The sequence below is a fragment of the Arthrobacter sp. CAN_A214 genome, from assembly GCF_015751955.1.
In the GTDB taxonomy this organism is placed as follows: Bacteria; Actinomycetota; Actinomycetes; order Actinomycetales; family Micrococcaceae; genus Arthrobacter_D.
Genome location: NZ_JADOUU010000034.1, coordinates 1 through 18,514 on the forward strand (window position 1 = coordinate 1; position 18,514 = coordinate 18,514).

The following is an 18,514-nucleotide window of genomic DNA, read 5'->3' on the forward strand; positions in this document are numbered from 1 at the left end:
TCTCGGCTTCCGGAACCTCACCAACTACATCGCCCGGTCACTGCTGGAATCCGGCGGATTCAGACCGAAACTACACTCTCAATTCTGAAGAGCCGGTTATCAACGCGCCCTCGTGTTTCAGCTGGGTTGTGATGGGACGGGAGATGAACTCGATTGGCAGCGGCTCTTGGTCACTACCCCGGAGAGACATATAACCATCAGCCGGTTCAGCGTCACCGATGGAAGCACACAATGCGCATTTGTCAGGCTCAGCACTTCCCAGATTCCCGGTGCTCACTTCCCCTATTGGAAGGCAGTGCCCCAACGCGTGGTGGTGGTCCTGGCCTACTAGCTGCTCGGATCGGTCTACGCCGAGCAGCTCACACAATGCGCGGTTGACGAAGGTGATCCGGCCAGTTTCATTGACGCCGTACATGCCATCCCCTGCTGCGTCGAGCACGCGCTGGAAGTTATTCCTTGCCGCTTCAGAACGAAAGAGTCGGCTAGCCATGATCACCAAGCTATATCTGGTACGGACAGAAGCCCGGCCGACAAGCGAAAAGAAATTGAGGAATCGGATCATTAAACGATTATGTCGGATATATCAAGACGAAACTCCACCATGCTCCGACATTACAAATTCCCGCGAAACTCTGGCCCCTGCCGGTGGCGTTGAAACCACGCAGAATCTGTAACCCAGATCCTGCATCAGGACAATTTGTCCTGGTCATACTATTGAATCCGTCCCTCGTCAGAGCGGTGTACCGTCCGTGCCGATGCCGAGGTAGCGGTACACGGTGGGGCGACTGCTACCGCTGCTGCCCGAGCAGGGTGGAATCAGACGGCCGGTGTCTGAGGTGGTCATCAGCAAGGACCCACAGACATTGGCAGAAGCACTTGCGCGTGTAGCCAGGGACGTCCTGCCCTCATTTGGCAGCCAAGACGGCGGAGACCATGGATGTCGAACTCGACAAGGGGCTTAAGCAATTATTGGCCGTCAGTCATGACGAGCACCTCGGTGTGCCGGCCACGCACGGCTGCCGGCGCACGACAGGTGTTGGCTGGTGCTGCCACCCAGGCGATAAGCGCCCCCCACCCGTTGGCGGTTGCCGCAGTCCACCCCTCGAACTGTGCACCGTCGCGCACCTGATTCCACGCCTGTTCGATCACTCGTTCAGTCTGCTACCTAAGCGGGACAGTTTACCGGACGGGTATACGCGAATCAGTGGCATCAGGTTCTATATGGGATTTTCGGTGGCGGTTCGTCCCGAAAATTGTGGAGCAGTGAGGGATACCCCTATGGGACTGGCGATAAGCGCCAAAGGACTGCGAGAAGAGTGCGATTACCGCTACGGCTTCCACGATTATGTTTTGCCTGCTCCGGCGGTTGTTGCTTGTGGTGTGCCGCTGGGTAGGAGCAGGGCGGTTGTGTTTGCGGTGACGATAAGGGCTATACCGGCCCATTCGATGGTGCCGAGTTCTTCGTGGAGCAGGATCGCTCCTATGAGGGCTGCCAGGACGGGGTTGAGGCTCATGAGGATCCCGAACAGGTTCGCGGGGATCCTGCGTAGCGCGATGAGGTCTGCGACGAATGGGACCGTCGAGGCCAGGACCCCGGCCCCCACAGCGCAGAGCAGGGTGAACGCGTCCGGGTGGGTGGTGATGAGTATCCAAGCACCGATGGGGAGGGAGAGTGCGGCGGAGACTCCTGTTGCCGTGGCGATGCCCTGCACTCCGGGGATGCGGGCGCCGATGGTCCTGTTGAGCAGGATGTACGCAGCCCAACTGCAGGCGGCGATGAGGCCGAGCCCGACGCCGAGGTAGTCGGTGGTGGGCTGGGGGCGGGTGATCGCGATGACGCCGGCTCCTGCGATGAGGGCGCAGATGGCACTGTTCCTGGTCCGGGAACTCAGGAGGGCGACCGCGAGGGGCCCGCAGAACTCCAGGGTCACAGCCAAACCAAGCCCGATGCGTTCGATGGCCAGGTACAGGGTGAGGTTCATGGTCCCGAAGACCAAAGCCAAAAGCAGGACCGGCCACCATTGTGCCCGGGTCAGGCTCCGTATTCGGGGCCTGACGACCGGTAACAGGATCATGGCGGCGACGAGCTGGCGGACAGCGACGACGCCGACCGGCCCGATGACGGGGAACGCCAGTGACCCGCTGGCCGCCCCGAGCTGGTTCGAGAGTGCGCCACCCAGAGCGGTCGCGATACCCGCGCTGCGGGCACTACCTGCCTGCTTCACCTTCGTCATGCTTGGAGTCTGCGTGCTGGCTATTACCTGCTCATAATGCATGAACCGCTGCACTGATGCGTCCTGCGCATGAGTAGACTGCAGGCGTGGATGTTGAACTGCGTCACCTACGATCCCTTGCCGGCGTCGTCGATGCTGGCACTTTTACCGACGCGGGAATCGAGCTCGGCGTCTCCCAGACCGCTGTCTCACGCAATGTCGCCGCACTGGAGTCCATCCTCGGGGTGCGGCTCCTGCGCCGGACGACCCGCAGTGTGTCCCTCACCCCGGCCGGTGAAAAGGTGCTCCGACATGCCCGTCGCGCCTTGGCCGTCGTCTCTGATCTGCGCCAGGAAGCACTAGCTGGGGTGTGTACGCTCCGAATCGGGTATGCGTGGTCCGCGCTCGGCAAGCACACCCCTGAGTTCCAGCGCCGATGGGCTGCAGCCCTCCCTCACCATGAACTGCGCCTGACCCGCACGAACACCCCTACCGCAGGACTATTCGAGGGCACCAGTGACCTGGTGATCCTGCGCCGCGTCCCGGAGACGAGAAGCCTCGAACTGGTCCTGATCGGTGTCGAGAAACGCTACTGCGCGATGTCCGTCGATGACCCGCTGGCCACCAAACGCACAGTGACACTCGCCCAGGTAGCGGCGGCCCCGCTGGCGATCGATCACCGCACCGGAAGCACCCAACTAGACCTCTGGGCCGACGGTGAACAACCACGTCACAGCATCCCTACCAACGACGTCGATGACTGGCTCACCGTCATCAGCAGTGGCAAAGCCCGCGGAGTAACCGCAGAATCAACCGCACACCAATACCGCCGCCAAGGCCTCACCTACCGGGCCGTCCGCGACGCAACACCCGTACCCGTCTACGCTGCCTGGGTGAAAACTGACCCACCCGCGATGCTGCAGGACATCCTCACCCTCCTCGCGGGCCTCTACCGCTGACCCCGCCGAAAATTCGTGCGGTGAAGTATCGGCAAATGGGACGCGGTGGGTCTTGGGCAAGCAGCGCGAACGCCGCTTCATTCACATAGTTCGCAGACACGCCTCGTGAAACACTGCGCCGGATCAGATAGGCGGCAACGGCTGTGCCTTATGGACAGTCGTTCACAAACAATGGTAGTCCGACCACTCCCGACATCATTTCGACGACAATCGACTACCAGCGCTCACATCCCGTCTACTGCGCGCGCTGAGGCCCCCCGTTACCTTTTTCGTAGCCCAGTCTTGTTGCAGGATGTGGGTGTGCTGGCCGGTCGGTCCCGGCATGGTTCTTCCCCCCAGTTGTCCATGATCCGGGGGGGGTGTTGTCACTGGGGCCGGCTTGGCGGTAGCTGATCGCTGATAGAGGCACGACAAGGGGTCTTTCGTAACGTGGATGCCGACGTCTACCGCCACGGACCAGCCAGCACAGACCGTGACGGTTGGACGAAGGAGCTGGCTATGGCTGTTGATCGTGGATCAACACGACATCGAGGTATTCATCGGGCTGGACGTCGGGAAATCCGATCACCACGCCGTCGCCCTGAACCGGTCAGGGAAAAAGCTTTTCGATAAGGCTCTGCCAAATGACGAGGCACGATTACGGGAGATCCTCGCCAAGCTTTCCGAGCACGGGAAGACCCTGCTCGTAGTGGATCAGCCAGCCACCATCGGCGCCCTGCCCGTCGCGGTGGCTCGCGCCACCGGGGCAGAGGTCGGTTACCTGCCGGGCCTGGCGATGCGCCGAATCGCGGATCTGCACCCGGGCCAGGCCAAAACCGATGCCCGAGACGCGATGATCATCGCCGAGGCCGCACGGACCATGCCGCACACGCTGCGCTCTATCGCCCCGGACGATGAGACGCTGGCCGAGCTCGGTGTGTTCTGCGGCTTCGACGACGACCTCGCCGCCCAGATCACCGCCACGTCCAACCGGATCCGCGGCCTGCTCACCCAAATCCACCCGGCCCTGGAACGGGCACTTGGGCCGCACCTGGATCACCCGGCCGTCGCTGATCTCCTGACCCGGTATCCAACACCAGCGGCGTTGAAGACAGCTGGGCGCGGTCATGTCCGGGCCCGGCTGAAGAAGCACGCACCACGGGCCGCCGAACGCCTCACCGAGGCCATCTTCACAGCGCTCGAGGAACAAACCGTCGTGGTCACCGGCACCAATGCCGCGGGGATCGTGGTGCCGAAACTAGCCGAACAGCTCCTGTCCCTGCGGCACCAACGCGACGCTATCGCCGCCCAGGTCGAAGCCCTGGTGGAGGCCCACCCTCTTCACCGGGTCCTGACCTCGATGCCCGGCGTCGGCGTCAGGACCTGCGCACGCATCCTCACCGAAGTGACAGGCAAACACTTCACCAGCGCCGCGCACCTGGCGTCCTATGCAGGCATCGCCCCTGTCACGCGGCACTCTGGAACGTCGATCAGGGGTGAACACACAAGCCGGCGCGGGAACAAGAAACTCAAACGCGCCCTGTTCCTCTCCGCCTTCGCTGCCCTGCACCACCCGCCCTCGCGCGCCTACTATGACCGCAAACGTGCCGAAGGAAAACGCCACAACCAAGCCCTCATCGCCCTCGCACGCCGACGCTCTGACGTACTCTTCGCCATGCTCCGCGACGGAACCCTCTACCAGGACCCCGAACCACGGAACCTGCCATCAGCAGCTTGACGAAAACCATAGAGGCACCCCCCCCCGGTCTCCCGCCCAGTTTCGCTAGTGACTCTAGGACATATTCATCGAAACGTAACAAATGGTATACAAAATGGAGTAGGCTCCCCTGATTGTATGTAAAGCACAGACATTCCGACCCAGAGGAACACCATGTCCGAGCTACTTCCGCGTTTGTCCCCTCCTTCTACTCCGCGCCTGATTCGCCGCAGTGCCCTTGTGCCGGTCCTCGCCCTCGGCCTGGTTGTCGGCACCACCGCATGCCAGGCTCCACAGACCACCGCCGAAGCTCCCCAGGGCGAGGATGTCATGACCGCTCCCATCGGGGACCGGACCATCGTGGAGGGCGGTGATCTCGTCATGGCCCTCTCGGCGGAACCCGATCGGCTCGATCCGACGACGTCGTCGTCGCTGTACACGCGCTATGTCATGCAGACTATCTGCCAGAAGCTGTACGACATCGACGAGAACGGCGAGATCGTGCCGGAGCTCGCTACCGACCTTCCGGCGGTGTCCAAGGACGGCCTGACCGTCAGCATTCCGGTCCGTGACGATGCGGTCTTCGCCGACGGAACCCCCTTCAACGCCGAGGCAGTAGCCCAGACCATCGAGCGTGGCCTGACCCTTGAGGGATCGTCGCGCAAGAGCGAACTCGGCCCCATTGAAAGCATCACCGCCGTGGATGCCACCACGGTAGAGGTGACCTACGCGGAGCCGTTCGCACCGCTGACCGCCGCACTCGCCGACCGCGCCGGCATGATCCTCTCGCCGGCCGCTCTCGCCGCGAACGGTGAAGCGTTCGGCGACAGCCCCGTCTGCGTGGGCCCGTTCAAGTTCGCAGAGCGGATCCCCCAGACCTCCATCACGGTGGAGCGTGACCCGTTGTACTACGACGCCGAGAACGTGCACCTGGACAGCATCACCTACCGCATCATCACCGATTCCAACATCCGCGCAGCGAACCTTCGCTCGGGTGACGTCCAGGTGGCCGATACCATCTCCACGCAGGACGTGGACGGGCTTATGGATGAAGAGGGCATCAATGTCCTGCAGGCCGGTTCCCTCGGCTTTCAAGGATTGACTATCAACGTCGGCAACACCGACGGTGTTGGTGCCCCCCCGGGGGTCATCGATACTCCCCTCGCAACTGATAAGACAGTGCGTCAGGCACTGGCCATGTCGATCGACCGCGACTCCCTTGTGCAGTCGGTCTTCGGCGGCTGGTACGAACCGGCCTGTTCACCGATCTCCCCGGCCAGCCCCTTCAGCTCCGATGCCAGCGAGGCCTGTCCCGAGTACGATCCCGAGGCGGCCAAGGCCCTGCTGGAGGAAGCCGGCGTCGAGACCCCGTACAAGTTCACGATGCAGGTCAGTAATAACCCCGACACCATCCGGTTCGCCCAGGCGTTGCAGGCGTCCGTCACGGAGGGCGGCTTTGAGATGGAAATCCTGCCCGTCGAATACTCGACCCTGCTCGATGTCCAGGACCGCGGGGACTTCGAAACCATCCAGCTCGGTTGGTCCGGCCGCGTCGACCCGCACGGCAACATGTTCAACCGCCTGTCGACGAGTACCAGCAATAACTACATGGGTTACAGCAACCCCGAGGTCGATGAGCTGCTTGTTCAGGCTGCAGAGGCGAATGACATCGCCGAACGCTCCGAGCTCTACGGTCAGGCCGTCGCCCAGGTGCAGGAAGACAACCCCATCATCTACCTCTACCGCCTGCGTAACCTCACCGCTCACACCACCAACGTTGCCGGTATAGAGACCTTCGCCGACGGCGTGGTCCACCTCAGCAACGCGGCCTTCGTCGAAACGGAATAAACCAACCCCAACCATTCAACTACCCAAAAGCGAGCCTGTAGAAGTCCATCATCACGCTCGTCCTTGCGCCCATGCTGGTGATCTTCAGGAAGGCGGGAGCCCGACATTTCGGCTCCCGCCTTCCTGAAGTAGTGAAACGCGAACATATGCGCCGTTATCGGTGTCCCGCGGAGGCAGGTAGAAGTGTTAACCGAACACTCAGCAGTCCCGTTGCTCGCTCTGTCACCACCGATCGTGGATCTCAACGTCTGATGAGGTACGCACTGACGCACCATTGAGACGCCACCAAACAACGTTGCCGAGGAACCCGTCAAGCCATACAGGACCCGCATCACCTTGCAGGAGGTGCCGTTGCAGCCGGCCATCGGCTTACGCGGCGCAGATGAACAGTCATCTTGCGGTGGCACAAGCAGAACCGGCAGAGCTACCATCTGCGATGGTTCTTCCACCTGTGGGCGGGTAGAGCCTCTACTATCCAGCCCAAAGCCGTCCACTTGGGGGGAGGAAGCGCTTCTTGGTCTCGCCAATGGACGCGGGCGGAATGAGTGTTACCCCGACAGGCGCTACTGGAAGATGTATGCCGTACCCGGTGTGTTTTCAGACACCTGGAGAACTGCCATGGCAGGGAGTGTTCTCGTTATTCCCGGGGTTTTGGAGGCAGCCAGGTGAAAGCGCGTACTGGTGAAGCCGCACGAAAGAGGTGCCCGGCCGGGATTGACCGGCCGGGCACTTTTGGGATCGTGTTGTTCAGTCGTGGGTTCGGGCTTTAAGCATTGACTCGGTAGTAGGAAGGTCCTGAACCGATGTCGGCGCTGTTCACGACGGTCTGACCGCCGTTGAAGCCGCTGTGGATTGCCTTGCCGCCTCCGATGTAGACGGCGTTGTGCGGAACACCGGCGCCTCCGTCCTGGTAATAGATGAAGTCACCCGGCTGAGGAACCGAGACCGGGGTCGCGAATTCCATCAGACCCGCCGGGGACTCATCCCCGACGCTGCCGATACCTGCGGCTTTCAGTGCCTGCTCACCCAGAACAGTGCAGTCCTGGCCTGCTCCCAGCTGGGCGTTCGCGGAGGCCAGGATAGCTGAGTTGGTGGACGTCGCCGGGATCTCGGTCACTTCCGAGCTGGCCAGAGTCATGGTGGACGCGGCAGCAGTCGGCACGGCGGGGGCCGTTGGCGACGCCGGGGCTACAGGAGCGGAGGCCGTTGGCGACGCCGGGGCTACGGCATTGCCGAACCCTGACACGGTGATGCTGTCCCCGGGGTAGATGATCGAATTGACGCTCAGACCGTTCAGCGAAAGCACGGTCTCCAGGGCCGCTCCATACTTGGCCGCAATTGCATTCAGCGTGTCACCGGGCTGTACCGTGTGGCTGGTGGTGCTGGTCACTGCCTCGGGTGCAGCGCTGGCGACAGGGGCCGGCGCAGCAGTGCTCGCAGCGGCAGCCGGCTCGTTGGCTATGGCAGATGCTTGGGCGGGGACGCCGACCCCGAGCATCAGTGCCGACGCTGCCGCGAGGGCGGCAGCGGGACGGCCCACTGCCCCGGCGTGGGAAGAAACGGCCTTCGAAACGGACTTCAGCCCGTGGGCGGGGGCCGGGTTGGCGCGGTGGCGGGCTGCATGGAAAATTTTGGACATGTGTTGATAACCTCTCCCAATGCCTGCGGGGTGAGCTGTCGGATGCGGATGGGAGACACCCGGCCGGAGGGTATCCAGATGATTTCTTCGATCTGGGTACTCTGCGGCTTGACCCCTAGGGCCCTATGGGGGAGCCCGGTGATGGTTCCCCCGCCTCTGCCAGATGAACGTTGCAAACGGAACCTTGCGATAGTGGCAGAGCTAGGCAATCTATCCAAGGATGCCGCCCCTGATCTCGGGCTGCGGCACACCTTCCACGCTAACCGCGCTATCTCCGATTGTCACATTATGGTTACGAAGCATCAGCCGACTGCAAGGGTTGGCATGGTGTCCTACGCACGCGACGAGGGATGGCCTTGTAGCGGACCCTGCGCGATCCGGGAAACCTGATCGATCGGCGGAATTGCACAGCAGCTGTCCCTTGCAGGGGTTTCCGCTGTGGTGAGGACTCAGTATCAACTCCGTCGGTACCGTGAACGATCATTCACCAGGCACGTACCGCATCCTGCGCCGACCGGTGGCAGTTGGGGCCGTCTTGCAGTGTGTTTTATGGTGGACGAAACCAGTGAGGAAGCACTCCGCGTGGCATGCAACGGCTGCACGACATCTTCAAAGCTCGAGTTCGATTTCAGCATGGCTTTCCAACCAATTTATGATGCGGTCGCCCCGCCATCGATGACTTCGGTGCGGGTCATGCGGGATTGGGGCTCCTGGTCGAGTTCCAGCCAGATCTGATCAAGATCGATATGAAACTCGTCCGAGGAGTTGACAGCAGCCCGGCTCGCCGGGCCGTCGTCACTGGCATCGTGGGCATCGCCGGGGAACTCGGCTTACGGTGCTCGCAGAAGGCGTCGAAACCGAGGCGGAGTTCCTGTTCCTGAAGACAAGTGGCATCCGCCTGTTCCAAGGATATTGGTTCGCAAAGCCAGCATTCGAGGAACTTCCGCAGATACAATTCAGGTCTGTTCCCGACATCGCCGCTGTTGCCTAGAGGCGCTCCCGTCTAATCGGAAAATCACGCTACTCGATTCCCACCATCATGGTGCGATCGAATACCCGGTTTTTTCAATGCCAGGACCCTGGCGGGCGTGCTTAGAGTGGAGGCATCGGTGTCATACCGATTGCATGACTACTGAAGTCAACCGTTGGGAGAGCATCATGGGACTGGACGATAAAATCGCTAATGCCGCACAGAAGCTTGGCGGTCAGGGCAAGGAAGCCGCAGGCAACGCGACCGGGGATGAGAATCTCAAGGCCGAAGGTCAGGGCGATCAAGCCAAGGGCGACCTGAAACAGGCCGGCGAAAAGCTCAAAGACGCCTTCAAGAAAAACTGATCGAACACGCCACCTCCGGTGGCACATGACGAGAGGTAGTGCACCCGATGGGGTGCACTACCTCTTGTCGTGTCGTCGGTTCAGGGGAACCGGACTGGTTTCGTGTACGGTACGCCGAATTAGCGCCGGTCGGTGGCGCCAGGTGTGTCCGCGTCGAGCATTTCGATCTTTTCCTTGCGGACCTCACCGGAGACGGTTTCCTGTGATTGGACTGTTTCCTTGTTCAGGCGCACGCGCTCCACGGGAACGGCTTCCTTGTCCACCACGACCTGCTCCTCGTGGAGGACGACTTCGTGCTCCTCTTCGCTGATCGCCGGTCCATCCAGGGCATCTCCCCGGTTGGCGTCAGTGATGGGTTCACGCTCGATACGGACCTCTTCACGCCGAACCGGGACGGTCGTGGTGACGTTCTCGGTCACCACGTACTTGCGTAGCCGTGCCCGGCCTGCTTCGCGGCGTTCGGTGCCCACCCGGAGCTGTTCCTCGGATCGTGTCATCGCATCATCAGTGGTCGGACCGGACGTGTCATGCCCCACTGTCCCGCCCTGCCGTGAGCGATCGAGCCGCTCATCACCGGACTGGAATCCCGGCTCATAACCGGACGTGTTCGTGCCCGTCGTATTCGTGCCTACGGTGTCCTGGAATCCGCTACCCAGACCGTAGTGCCGGTACAGGCGCTCCTCTTCCTCCGGGCTGAGGGAACCGTCGGCTTCGACCCGGGGTGCGTCCTTGACCTGATCCTTGGTGTAGCGGACTGCGACGTCAGCGCCGGTGACGCTCGCGCCCTCCAGCGGGACGAAGGACTCGGAGGTGCCAAAGAGCCCGGTCTTGGCGGTGACCCAGTTCGGCTCCCCGGTTTGGTCGTCCAGGTAGATCTGGCCGACAGCCCCGATCTTGGTTCCTTGCGCGTCGACAACATTGCCGCCGCTGGAGAGGATGGTGTCGATGTTTTCCTGCGTAATCATAAACTTCTCCTTGCAGAATGGGTGGTGATATGAAGTTCCTCGAGGAATCCACGGGTGGCCTACGCCCCGTGGCGGGAAGCCTGAGTGTTAGTGAAGGCCGGCCTGGTGGTCGATGCCGGCCTGATCCACTTTGCGGTGGAAATGCATGCCGGCTTTTCCGCCCAGGATCGCCCCAATAAGGGGAACCAGGACGGCGATGGCCAGGGCGATCAGGCCGCTGGTGGTGAGCAGGCTACCGTCGACGGGGATGCTGGGTGCGCCACCGATGCGGGAAAGAACATTGAACTGATCCCCCGCAACTGCGGCGAGGATAGCGATGACGATTGCGACGATAATGCCCCACAGCCATACCGCGAGGCCCTGCTTGGCTCCGTCGAAGCGGGCCATGCGGCCGGCTACGTAGCCACCACAGTAGTAGGCAAGGAACAGGATGACAGCAAGCACGATGCCGCTGACAATGCCGACGGTCTGGGCGTTCTGGGTGGCCTGATTGGCCGCTTCTCCCGCGTCGGTGTTGTTGGCGGCTCCGACGCCCACTCCGATCGCGGTAGCCAGGGCGCTCAGAATGACCGTCATACCGATCGCGGTAAGCCAACCGAAGAACGCCGACCCGAACTTGATACCGCCGAAGCGTTCCTTTTGGGCCGCAACCACGTCATTCCGACGGCCCTTCGGGGTGCTTGCCCCCGAAGTGGAATCCGATGTCATATTCAATCTCCTCATGGTGGTGGCCCGGTGGGGGCCGTTACTGGTCCATAGTTGACCCGGGAACCGGCCGTGCGCACTGAAAAGCGGCACAACCCGCAAACCGAAATAGTCAGCTTACTTACTATTCTGACGGGAGGAGGAGTTGGCCGCAACAACTTTCTCTGCAGGCGGCACGCGCAGGGCGCATCCAGTGCACCCTACCGATGCCCAACCAGGGTCGGTAGTGGATTGGAACTCGTTTTGCAGTTGCGGCTCGGCGTCTACATTTGCCGGATCATCCGTCAAGTTTTTCCAGCAGCTTCCCTGCGTCGTTTACTTCGTTCCGGTGCCGGGACTACGTTGGTCACTCCAAGAGTGGTCGGATCGCCACTGCCCAGCGCAGATGGTTTTCCGTCCCATCCCGGCGATGAAGGCGCCACATGAGGCACGCCTTCGAAGGAGTGAAAGCACATGTCACCCAACCTGAATCAGCCAGTCACCGATGACAGCATCAAAGTCCGTCAGCTCAGCCACTACCAGTTCAGCTGGGTAGCAGGCGAGCCCGGCCAGACCGGTGCATGGACCCTCCAGCTCGTACTCGATCAGGGAGCCTGGGAGGAAGTCCTCACCCTCAGCGCCGACGACGCCGACAACCTTCAGGACCTCCTCTCAACCTCCGAAACCGTGTACTACGACGTGCAGCGCCGAACCCTCATGTTCGGCACCACCTCCACCGGACACCACTGACACGGGGGTGTCGCTCGAGGACGGATCCCTCATGCCGATATGACCGGCCACCTCCCGTGATGACACTCGGGATAATCGTCGGCGGGGTCCCGGATGAAAGTGGCAAGAGGCCGCCGTACTGACCCAGGAGTTAGATGACATGGCCGCACTGTGCCCTCCGTGGGGTACAAGGTCAGACCTTCGGGCGGTTGCAGGTATGAGCACTTGCGAGGAGTTCGGGCAGGATTTTAGCCCCCAGTTTTAGTAAGCCTGCTGATAATGTCGTTGTGGGGCGCTGGTCCTGTCGGACCTGTCGGATTCCTGCTCGTGGTATGGCCATGGGTCGTGATGCACGGAGGTGCTACAGGTGGATCACCAGGTACAGGTAAAACAGATGTCGGCCGCGCTGATGGAGGCTCATCTCAGCGTGTCCGACGTGTGGGTGCGTTACTACGCCCTGGGTGGGGCGATGTCGATGTTCGAGGTCCAGGCCTATCTCAGCGGCTTGTTCGACCTGCCGGCGGGTGAGCGTAACGTGCTCGCTGATGCGACCAATGAACTTCTCGAAGAGACTCCCGTGCCGATCCGTGTGCCCCAATCCTCGGACGACGACGACGACGAGGCAAGCATGGGCGGGGCTGATGAAGTCGACGGATCAGCGGATGATTCCCGCAGAGCCCTCGGTGCGGCAGGAGCCTTCTTGTTCACGCCCGAGGAAGCCGAACAGGAACGTCTGGACGCGCTGACCCGTACCCACCTGCTGGATACCGTTGCCGAGGACAGATTCGATCAGTACACCCGCCAGGCCAAGGACTATTTTCGTGTCAGCTCCGCAATCATCGCCCTGATCGATGGTCACCGGCAGTTCCTCAAATCGGTGATCGGACCGATCGAGCAGAACCTGCCGCGTGAAACCTCGTTCTGCAATGCGACGATCCGCAACGCCGGACCCCTGATTGTTGAGGACGCCCTCGAGGATGAGCGGTTCGCCAAGAATCCTCTGGTGACCGGGAAGCCCTTCATCCGCTTCTACGCCGGGTTCCCGCTCCGCGGCCCTGGAGGATGGACCATCGGCACCCTCTGCGTCATCGACCAGAACCCCCGCGACTTCACCGGCAGGGACGGACGCTTCCTGCGGAACCTGGCCCATCAGGTCGAGACCGAACTCAACACCTGAAACTCATTCACCGGGAACTCACCTACCCGGCTCGTCTTGTTCTGGCGGGCCGGTTCAGTACTCGAAGTGCGTTCGGGTGGGACCGGATTGGCCGACGGTGGCAAGGACTTGCACTGCGAGATCATGCAACTTCACGTTTCGGTTGGACGAAGCCCGACGCAGGATGGAGACAGCCACGTCCTGGGTGCATCGGTTCTGGCCCATGATCGCGCCCACCGCCAGATCAATCGTCGTGCGGGTCTCCATCGCCGCTTTCAGGTGCGCGGCGTTATCGCCGAGTTTGGCGATCCGCACCGCCAGGCGCAGGGACCGTGAGGCCTCCCGGGCGACACCTTCCGCAACCGCGATGCCCTGATCATCGAAAATGTTCGGGTGGGTGGAGTAGAAGTCGAGACCGGCGCTGGCGCCGTCGTCGAGCCGGATCGGAATCCCCAGGGCAGAGCGCAACCCATATCCGGCGATGGCCTCGCGGTATTTCGGGAACCGTGATTCGCTCAGGAAGTCAGGGATGTGGATGGTGTGACCGGTACGGGCCGCCCGAAGGCACGGCCCATCATCGAACCCGTACTGGACCTCGTCTACTTGCTGGGCCTTTTCACTGCTACTGGCCACCGTGATCATCGATCGTGGCCGCAGCAGCGTCACCCCGCAGAACACCTCACCGTATGCCCCCGAGAATGCCTCCGCCGCCACCGCCACCAAACCATTGAGGAACTCCTGGACATCATCGCTTTCCAGCACCATGTCCTGTAGGACAGCGGTCAAACTGTCCTGGTCGACTTCGCGCTGCAACTCTTCTTCGTCAGGCATGACACTCACATCTCATTCAACAGGGAACCGTACTCCTCGCATGGAGGACAAGAAAACGGTCAGGGGAGGTAACCCTCGAAACAAACCGTGCTTCGCGGCATTAGGGAACGACCACTAGGTTGGGTGCCGGCAAGGCCGCCGTCGGGGCCGCGTTGCCGTCATCGCGGCGGTCGAGTTCATCCCGAAGCTCCTCGTGACGGAACTCGGTCTCCATAGCAGGGACGCCATCATTGGCGTACTCATAATCCAATTCACGGAGCACCTTGCTGTTCAGCACCTCAACCTCCCGCACCTCAAGTGGGGCAAGGTCATCGGGGAAAGGCTCAGCGGGCGTCAGTCTGCTGTTCACGGGAAATCCTGTCATGGAGAAACAAGTGACGATGCAATTGGAAGGCCCGCTGCTGAACCCCGCGGCTGCTCACACCAGAACAGCACCCATGCAGTCTACCCACCAGCCACCCTCTGCTCCTGCCCTACACAACAAACCCATCGGCACTACCGCCTACGGCATGCCCCAAACCATCCCACCAGGTAGCACCGTCCACCTCCTTGGAGTCCCTGCCCCTAGGGGCGAACGCGCACCTCAACCAGCCTGCCGTGCCTGATCATCCGCACCTTCAGGGCCAAGTGCATGCTTTGGGATGCTTTCATGCGCGAGGTTCGGCAGGAATTGTGCAGCGTAGTGGATGTCTAGGAATTTGCTGGTGATGCGGTGACGACGACGTTTTTGCCCCAGGGATCTTCGGTGTAGCAGCTGATGATGATGAGCCTGTTGGGCACGATGTTCCAGATCTCGCTGGTTTTCAGGGAGTCCTTGTCGTGGGTGGTGATGGAGTCAACGACATAGTCCATGATCCCCGCCTCGGTGGTGATGGTGATGATGTCTCCTGCCTCGGTATCGGTGCTGAAACGGTCGAAGGGCGCCTCCCGGCCTTCCCAACTGTGACCCGTGATGTAGGTGGTATTGGTGGATCCATCACCGGGGATGCCGTAGGAAGTCAGCCAGTATCCGTCGTCGGTGAAGGGCGGCACGATGGACTGGCTCGCGATGTCCGCGCCGGTCGGGCGTAGCGGCAGCACGGCAACATCGATGCCGGCGGTCGGAACGGTAATACGGGTGGGAGCGGCCGCAGCTGGTGCGGCAACCGTGTCCGGTAGCTGTTGTGCGTCGTCGGGTGCAGGGATGACCGGTCCCGACGGCGGCACGGCTGAAGGGGAAGAAAGGGCCGACGCCGAGCGTTCAGCTGGCTCCGACGGTTCAGCTGATGCCGGTGGCGTGGCGGATGGTTTCAGGCTGGTCCCGGAGGGCGCGGAATTTGAAACTGCCGCCGGATCGTTTCCTGCTGCACCGGACCGCGTGGTGAGCTGTGGAACGAGGATAATCATCAACAGCACCAGGATCGCGGCTATCGAAGCCAAAAGGAAATAGCCGCGTCGGCGGAAAGTTACGGGAACTCCCGAGTCCGGCGACGGAGGGTGCGCTTCGTGGTCCATAGCCTCGGCCTTTCACGGGGTAAGGGGCGCCAATCCCTTATGGAATCGGCGCCCCTGTCAGGTGTACTGCTTTTCCGCATCCCTTCTCGGGAAGCGGGTTTTGCGGTTAGCTGTTGTGCTGTGCTTTCCGGCGGATACCGAAGGCCGCCGCGGTGATGCCGAGGCCGGCGGTCAGGAGCCCGGCCAGGCCCAGTGCCTGATCGGACGTGCCCTCGGTTTCAGCAGCGGACTGGATATTCATTCCTCGGTTGGAACCCTGCCTGCCGGTGTTGCCGGCGTTACCGCCGCCGGTCGATACGCCGGTGCCGGCACCGGTGTTACCGGCACCGCTGTTACCGCCCCCGGTGGCACCGCCGGTGCCGGGGGTCGTCCCGCCTCCACCAGCGCCGTTGTTACCGCCCCCGGTGCCGGCGTCGTCAGTTCCGTCGTTGTTGATGTTGACGGTGTCGATGTTGATATCAATGTCGACGTCGATGATGACGGTTCCGCCGGTCCCGTCGACGCCGCAGGCGCTGATCGATGCGTCGAACAGGCCCTGGAGCTCGTCAACGTTGACTGCGGTGTCTTCCAGGTCGATCTGCAGCGCGGCCACAACGGCCAGGGCGGCCTCCAGATCGGCTGTGGCATCAGCAACAGCATCCAGATCCAGGTTCCCTGCGACGGCGAGCGCTTCCAATGCGGCATTGACATCCAGCTGCGCGTCGGCCCGGGCATCGAGAGCAGCCTCGACAACTGCCTCGAGGTCGGCGATGACCACGGCTTCGGCTGCGGCTTGCGCTGCAAGAGCCGCGGTCAGGGTTGTCTGTGCAGCAGTGACGTTCCCCTGGGCGATGGCCTGGGCTACCAGAGCCGCCTCGACATCTGCCTGGAGCCCGGCGATCACCCGCGCGACCTCGGTCTGGGCAGCAACGGCGGTGGCCAGGTCAAGGCGGGCCTGGGCTACCGCAGCGATATCGGTCGTGGCCAGCAGGTTCACGGCAGCCTGTGCTTCCGCCACATCCTCAGTCGCGGCGGACTGCGCGGCGACGGAAGCGTTGAATGCTGCCTGAGCGGTAATGTCGTCAGCGGGGTCCTCGGTTGCCAGTGCCGCTGTCAGTGCGAGCTGGGCGGCGACCACATCATCAGCAGCCTCTCCCTGCACTATCAGGGCTGCCGACAGGACACCCCGAGCATCGGCAAGCAGACCGGCCTGCACTATCAAGGCGGCGTCCAAGTCATCCTGCGCAGCATCGACGTCGGCCTGCGCGGCGGCCGTCAGGCCCGCCGTCGCGCCAAAGGCGGCCTGGGCCGCGGTGACGTCACCGTTAGCAGTGACCAGCAGCCCGTCCACGACTGCCACGGCTGCTTCAGCGTTATCGACACCGATTCGCGTATCGATGACCGCATCCAGGGCGGCCTGCACTGCAGCCTCGGCGTTTGTGACCTCCAGTTCAGCATCCGCCAAGATGGTAAGGGCCCCATTGAGGGCTGCTTGGGCCTCACGCTGACCTTCGGAACCGGCGCCGACCAGCGCGTCCAGGGCCGCCTGTGCCTCGACAACAGCGTCGAGGGCCAGATCAAGTTCGGCAATAACAGCTGTATTGGCACCGGCGTTGCCCAGCGCCGCCAGGAAGGCTGCCTGAGCGGAAAGACATTCGGCTGAATCGGGGGCGGCAGAGGCAGGAGCCGCCGTGAAGAACAGGCCGCCGGCGGCAAGGGCCGCCGTCGAACCGGCAGCGAGCATACGAGTACGAGTGGACATCAAATCTCCCAGACTGAGACGAGTAAACCCTCGCGGGATATCGCGGGGGTGTGGAGGCAGCTGTCGAAATATCCCCCAACTGCCTTTTGTTATTCCACAGTGCACTGATCAATTTAGGAACCCTTCGATCGGCTAGATACTTAGACCATTCGGAGTGGATTCAGAGTAGTCCGACTAACCGCAAGGAGTATTGTGTCTACCCGAGAAGCTATTGCTGATGCCGGTAATTCGTTCTAATGGGTTCCATGGGGGAATTTGAGAAGGTGTGCGTTCATTTGGCAGGCCATGACTACCTGACCGGTAGGGCGCTCCATGAACTGCTGGATGTATCGGGTCTTATCCAGGTCACCGGTGAAAGCGCGACAGGTCAACAGGCGCTTCAACAAGTAAGGGACGAGCAACCCGACATCGTCATTCTCAATGCGGAGATCGCCGGCAACGGCATGGCCGAAACTATCCAGGACCTTCTCGTCGTCGACGCGAACATGAAAGTCGTGGTTCTGGCCAATGATTCATCTCCAGAAGTCATGGACGCCGCTCACCGGACCGGAGCCCACGGCTATTTTCTCCGCGGAGCGATACTGGAGGACCTGGCGGCGGCCCTACGCATCATCCACCGAGGAGGATCAATCCACCCGACTTCCCCAGCATCCCGGGACAGGGGAAAGTACCCGTCCGAGACGGATGAAGCGATCCGGTCCCGCTTCAAATCCTTCACCGGCAGGGACCTGCAAATCATCCGAGGAGTCACAGAGGGGCTCACCAATACCGAAATCGCAGGGCCGCTGCACCTCAGCGAAGCGACCGTGAAGGCCCGAATCAGCAGAATCAAAAGACATCTTGGCGTCACCAACAGAGTGCAGATAGCCGTCCAGAGCGCTCGAGCAGGAATAACCTCATCTCCGCCAGAACACTGAACATCGGCAACGGTCGTCCTGACCGCGCGTAACCGACAGACCGTCATTCTCTGAGCACCGGAATTCCACGCACGATTGAGCACACGATACCTGGCTAGTCCTCATTTGTACTACGCTTTCCGGCCTCCTGGAAAAGTGGGCTTGTGCCAGATCTTCCGCCGCCCCTAACCGATGTGATGGGGCGTTAGACGTTGGGAACGGGAGTTGCACCGGGTTACGTCCCGTGGAGTGGTGTAGTTCTCCGCTGTTGAGCGTTGCGTAGGCGACGTAGTGAGCCATCGTGCGATGGTCAGTGAGTACCGATCAA

At 61.8% G+C, this 18,514-nt stretch carries 18 protein-coding genes and 1 riboswitch; of the genes, 8 read left to right on the top strand and 10 right to left on the bottom strand.

Features of this window, described 5'->3' with window-relative positions; genetic code table 11:
• Positions 1-70: 70 nt before the first annotated feature.
• The 3 genes from IWX65_RS18105 to IWX65_RS15700 all read right to left on the bottom strand — a co-directional run bounded on the left by IWX65_RS18105 (position 71) and on the right by IWX65_RS15700 (position 2,234).
• Positions 71-562, bottom strand: coding sequence for a PAS domain-containing protein (locus tag IWX65_RS18105; protein ID WP_442859209.1), 492 nt, complete (start codon positions 560-562; stop codon positions 71-73).
• A 404-nt stretch (positions 563-966) separates the two neighbouring features.
• Positions 967-1,149 (bottom strand): DUF5956 family protein, encoded by a 183-nt coding sequence (locus IWX65_RS15695; protein WP_196884346.1) that lies wholly within the window; start codon positions 1,147-1,149, stop codon positions 967-969.
• A 194-nt stretch (positions 1,150-1,343) separates the two neighbouring features.
• Positions 1,344-2,234 (bottom strand): EamA family transporter, encoded by an 891-nt coding sequence (locus IWX65_RS15700; protein WP_196884348.1) that lies wholly within the window; start codon positions 2,232-2,234, stop codon positions 1,344-1,346.
• A gap of 86 nt (positions 2,235-2,320) precedes the next feature.
• On the opposite strand from IWX65_RS15700, the gene IWX65_RS15705 reads away from it, so the two are divergent.
• From IWX65_RS15705 to IWX65_RS15715, 3 genes are all read left to right on the top strand, one after another.
• Positions 2,321-3,172, top strand: coding sequence for a LysR family transcriptional regulator (locus IWX65_RS15705; RefSeq protein ID WP_196884350.1), 852 nt, complete (start codon positions 2,321-2,323; stop codon positions 3,170-3,172).
• A 433-nt stretch (positions 3,173-3,605) separates the two neighbouring features.
• Entirely contained in the window at positions 3,606-4,889 is a 1,284-nt protein-coding gene (locus IWX65_RS15710) for an IS110 family transposase (protein ID WP_442859210.1), read from the top strand.
• 153 nt (positions 4,890-5,042) lie between these two features.
• Positions 5,043-6,716, top strand: a complete 1,674-nt coding sequence (locus IWX65_RS15715; RefSeq protein WP_196884354.1) for an ABC transporter substrate-binding protein — start codon at positions 5,043-5,045, stop codon at positions 6,714-6,716.
• A 766-nt stretch (positions 6,717-7,482) separates the two neighbouring features.
• Here the strand turns inward: IWX65_RS15715 and IWX65_RS15720 are convergent.
• The gene (locus IWX65_RS15720) at positions 7,483-8,355 is read right to left on the bottom strand and encodes a LysM peptidoglycan-binding domain-containing protein (protein WP_196884356.1); all 873 of its coding nucleotides are present in this window, start codon (positions 8,353-8,355) and stop codon (positions 7,483-7,485) included.
• A 6-nt stretch (positions 8,356-8,361) separates the two neighbouring features.
• A riboswitch (cyclic di-AMP (ydaO/yuaA leader) is annotated at positions 8,362-8,540 on the bottom strand.
• A gap of 516 nt (positions 8,541-9,056) precedes the next feature.
• Here IWX65_RS15720 and IWX65_RS18110 point away from each other — a divergent pair.
• Both IWX65_RS18110 and IWX65_RS15730 read left to right on the top strand, forming a co-directional pair.
• On the top strand, positions 9,057-9,236 hold the full coding sequence (locus IWX65_RS18110) for a hypothetical protein (RefSeq protein WP_442859211.1): 180 nt from the start codon (positions 9,057-9,059) through the stop codon (positions 9,234-9,236).
• 277 nt (positions 9,237-9,513) lie between these two features.
• The gene (locus IWX65_RS15730; RefSeq protein ID WP_196884358.1) at positions 9,514-9,690 is read left to right on the top strand and encodes a CsbD family protein; all 177 of its coding nucleotides are present in this window, start codon (positions 9,514-9,516) and stop codon (positions 9,688-9,690) included.
• A 119-nt stretch (positions 9,691-9,809) separates the two neighbouring features.
• Here the strand turns inward: IWX65_RS15730 and IWX65_RS15735 are convergent, their stop codons facing one another.
• Together IWX65_RS15735 and IWX65_RS15740 are read right to left on the bottom strand one after the other, a co-directional pair.
• Positions 9,810-10,655, bottom strand: a complete 846-nt coding sequence (locus tag IWX65_RS15735) for a DUF2382 domain-containing protein (protein ID WP_196884360.1) — start codon at positions 10,653-10,655, stop codon at positions 9,810-9,812.
• A gap of 87 nt (positions 10,656-10,742) precedes the next feature.
• Positions 10,743-11,363, bottom strand: coding sequence for a hypothetical protein (locus tag IWX65_RS15740; RefSeq protein ID WP_196884362.1), 621 nt, complete (start codon positions 11,361-11,363; stop codon positions 10,743-10,745).
• A 450-nt stretch (positions 11,364-11,813) separates the two neighbouring features.
• On the opposite strand from IWX65_RS15740, the gene IWX65_RS15745 reads away from it, so the two are divergent.
• Both IWX65_RS15745 and IWX65_RS15750 read left to right on the top strand, forming a co-directional pair.
• Positions 11,814-12,089, top strand: a complete 276-nt coding sequence (locus tag IWX65_RS15745) for a hypothetical protein (RefSeq protein ID WP_196820269.1) — start codon at positions 11,814-11,816, stop codon at positions 12,087-12,089.
• Positions 12,090-12,435: 346 nt separating this feature from the next.
• Positions 12,436-13,245, top strand: coding sequence for a GAF domain-containing protein (locus IWX65_RS15750; RefSeq protein ID WP_196884364.1), 810 nt, complete (start codon positions 12,436-12,438; stop codon positions 13,243-13,245).
• 54 nt (positions 13,246-13,299) lie between these two features.
• Here the strand turns inward: IWX65_RS15750 and IWX65_RS15755 are convergent, their stop codons facing one another.
• The 4 genes from IWX65_RS15755 to IWX65_RS15770 all read right to left on the bottom strand — a co-directional run bounded on the left by IWX65_RS15755 (position 13,300) and on the right by IWX65_RS15770 (position 17,290).
• On the bottom strand, positions 13,300-14,055 hold the full coding sequence (locus IWX65_RS15755; protein ID WP_196884366.1) for an ANTAR domain-containing protein: 756 nt from the start codon (positions 14,053-14,055) through the stop codon (positions 13,300-13,302).
• Between the two features lie 100 nt (positions 14,056-14,155).
• Complete coding sequence (locus tag IWX65_RS15760; protein WP_334683925.1) at positions 14,156-14,404, bottom strand: hypothetical protein; 249 nt, start codon at positions 14,402-14,404, stop codon at positions 14,156-14,158.
• Positions 14,405-14,745: 341 nt separating this feature from the next.
• Entirely contained in the window at positions 14,746-15,549 is an 804-nt protein-coding gene (locus IWX65_RS15765) for a class F sortase (RefSeq protein WP_196884369.1), read from the bottom strand.
• Positions 15,550-15,655: 106 nt separating this feature from the next.
• The gene (locus IWX65_RS15770; RefSeq protein ID WP_196884370.1) at positions 15,656-17,290 is read right to left on the bottom strand and encodes a hypothetical protein; all 1,635 of its coding nucleotides are present in this window, start codon (positions 17,288-17,290) and stop codon (positions 15,656-15,658) included.
• Between the two features lie 245 nt (positions 17,291-17,535).
• On the opposite strand from IWX65_RS15770, the gene IWX65_RS15775 reads away from it, so the two are divergent.
• Positions 17,536-18,207, top strand: coding sequence for a LuxR C-terminal-related transcriptional regulator (locus tag IWX65_RS15775; RefSeq protein ID WP_196884371.1), 672 nt, complete (start codon positions 17,536-17,538; stop codon positions 18,205-18,207).
• The last annotated feature ends 307 nt before the right edge of the window (positions 18,208-18,514 follow it).

What these genes read in the sequence shown, in the direction of transcription:
- IWX65_RS18105 (WP_442859209.1), bottom strand. Translation starts at nt 562, where the DNA reads ATGATCCGATTCCTCAATTTCTTTTCGCTTGTCGGCCGGGCTTCTGTC.
- IWX65_RS15700 (WP_196884348.1), bottom strand. Translation starts at nt 2,234, where the DNA reads ATGACGAAGGTGAAGCAGGCAGGTAGTGCCCGCAGCGCGGGTATCGCG.
- IWX65_RS15710 (WP_442859210.1), top strand. Translation starts at nt 3,606, where the DNA reads ATGCCGACGTCTACCGCCACGGACCAGCCAGCACAGACCGTGACGGTT.
- IWX65_RS15715 (WP_196884354.1), top strand. Translation starts at nt 5,043, where the DNA reads ATGTCCGAGCTACTTCCGCGTTTGTCCCCTCCTTCTACTCCGCGCCTG.
- IWX65_RS15720 (WP_196884356.1), bottom strand. Translation starts at nt 8,355, where the DNA reads ATGTCCAAAATTTTCCATGCAGCCCGCCACCGCGCCAACCCGGCCCCC.
- IWX65_RS15730 (WP_196884358.1), top strand. Translation starts at nt 9,514, where the DNA reads ATGGGACTGGACGATAAAATCGCTAATGCCGCACAGAAGCTTGGCGGT.
- IWX65_RS15735 (WP_196884360.1), bottom strand. Translation starts at nt 10,655, where the DNA reads ATGATTACGCAGGAAAACATCGACACCATCCTCTCCAGCGGCGGCAAT.
- IWX65_RS15740 (WP_196884362.1), bottom strand. Translation starts at nt 11,363, where the DNA reads ATGACATCGGATTCCACTTCGGGGGCAAGCACCCCGAAGGGCCGTCGG.
- IWX65_RS15745 (WP_196820269.1), top strand. Translation starts at nt 11,814, where the DNA reads ATGTCACCCAACCTGAATCAGCCAGTCACCGATGACAGCATCAAAGTC.
- IWX65_RS15755 (WP_196884366.1), bottom strand. Translation starts at nt 14,055, where the DNA reads ATGCCTGACGAAGAAGAGTTGCAGCGCGAAGTCGACCAGGACAGTTTG.
- IWX65_RS15765 (WP_196884369.1), bottom strand. Translation starts at nt 15,549, where the DNA reads ATGGACCACGAAGCGCACCCTCCGTCGCCGGACTCGGGAGTTCCCGTA.
- IWX65_RS15770 (WP_196884370.1), bottom strand. Translation starts at nt 17,290, where the DNA reads ATGTCCACTCGTACTCGTATGCTCGCTGCCGGTTCGACGGCGGCCCTT.
- IWX65_RS15775 (WP_196884371.1), top strand. Translation starts at nt 17,536, where the DNA reads ATGGGGGAATTTGAGAAGGTGTGCGTTCATTTGGCAGGCCATGACTAC.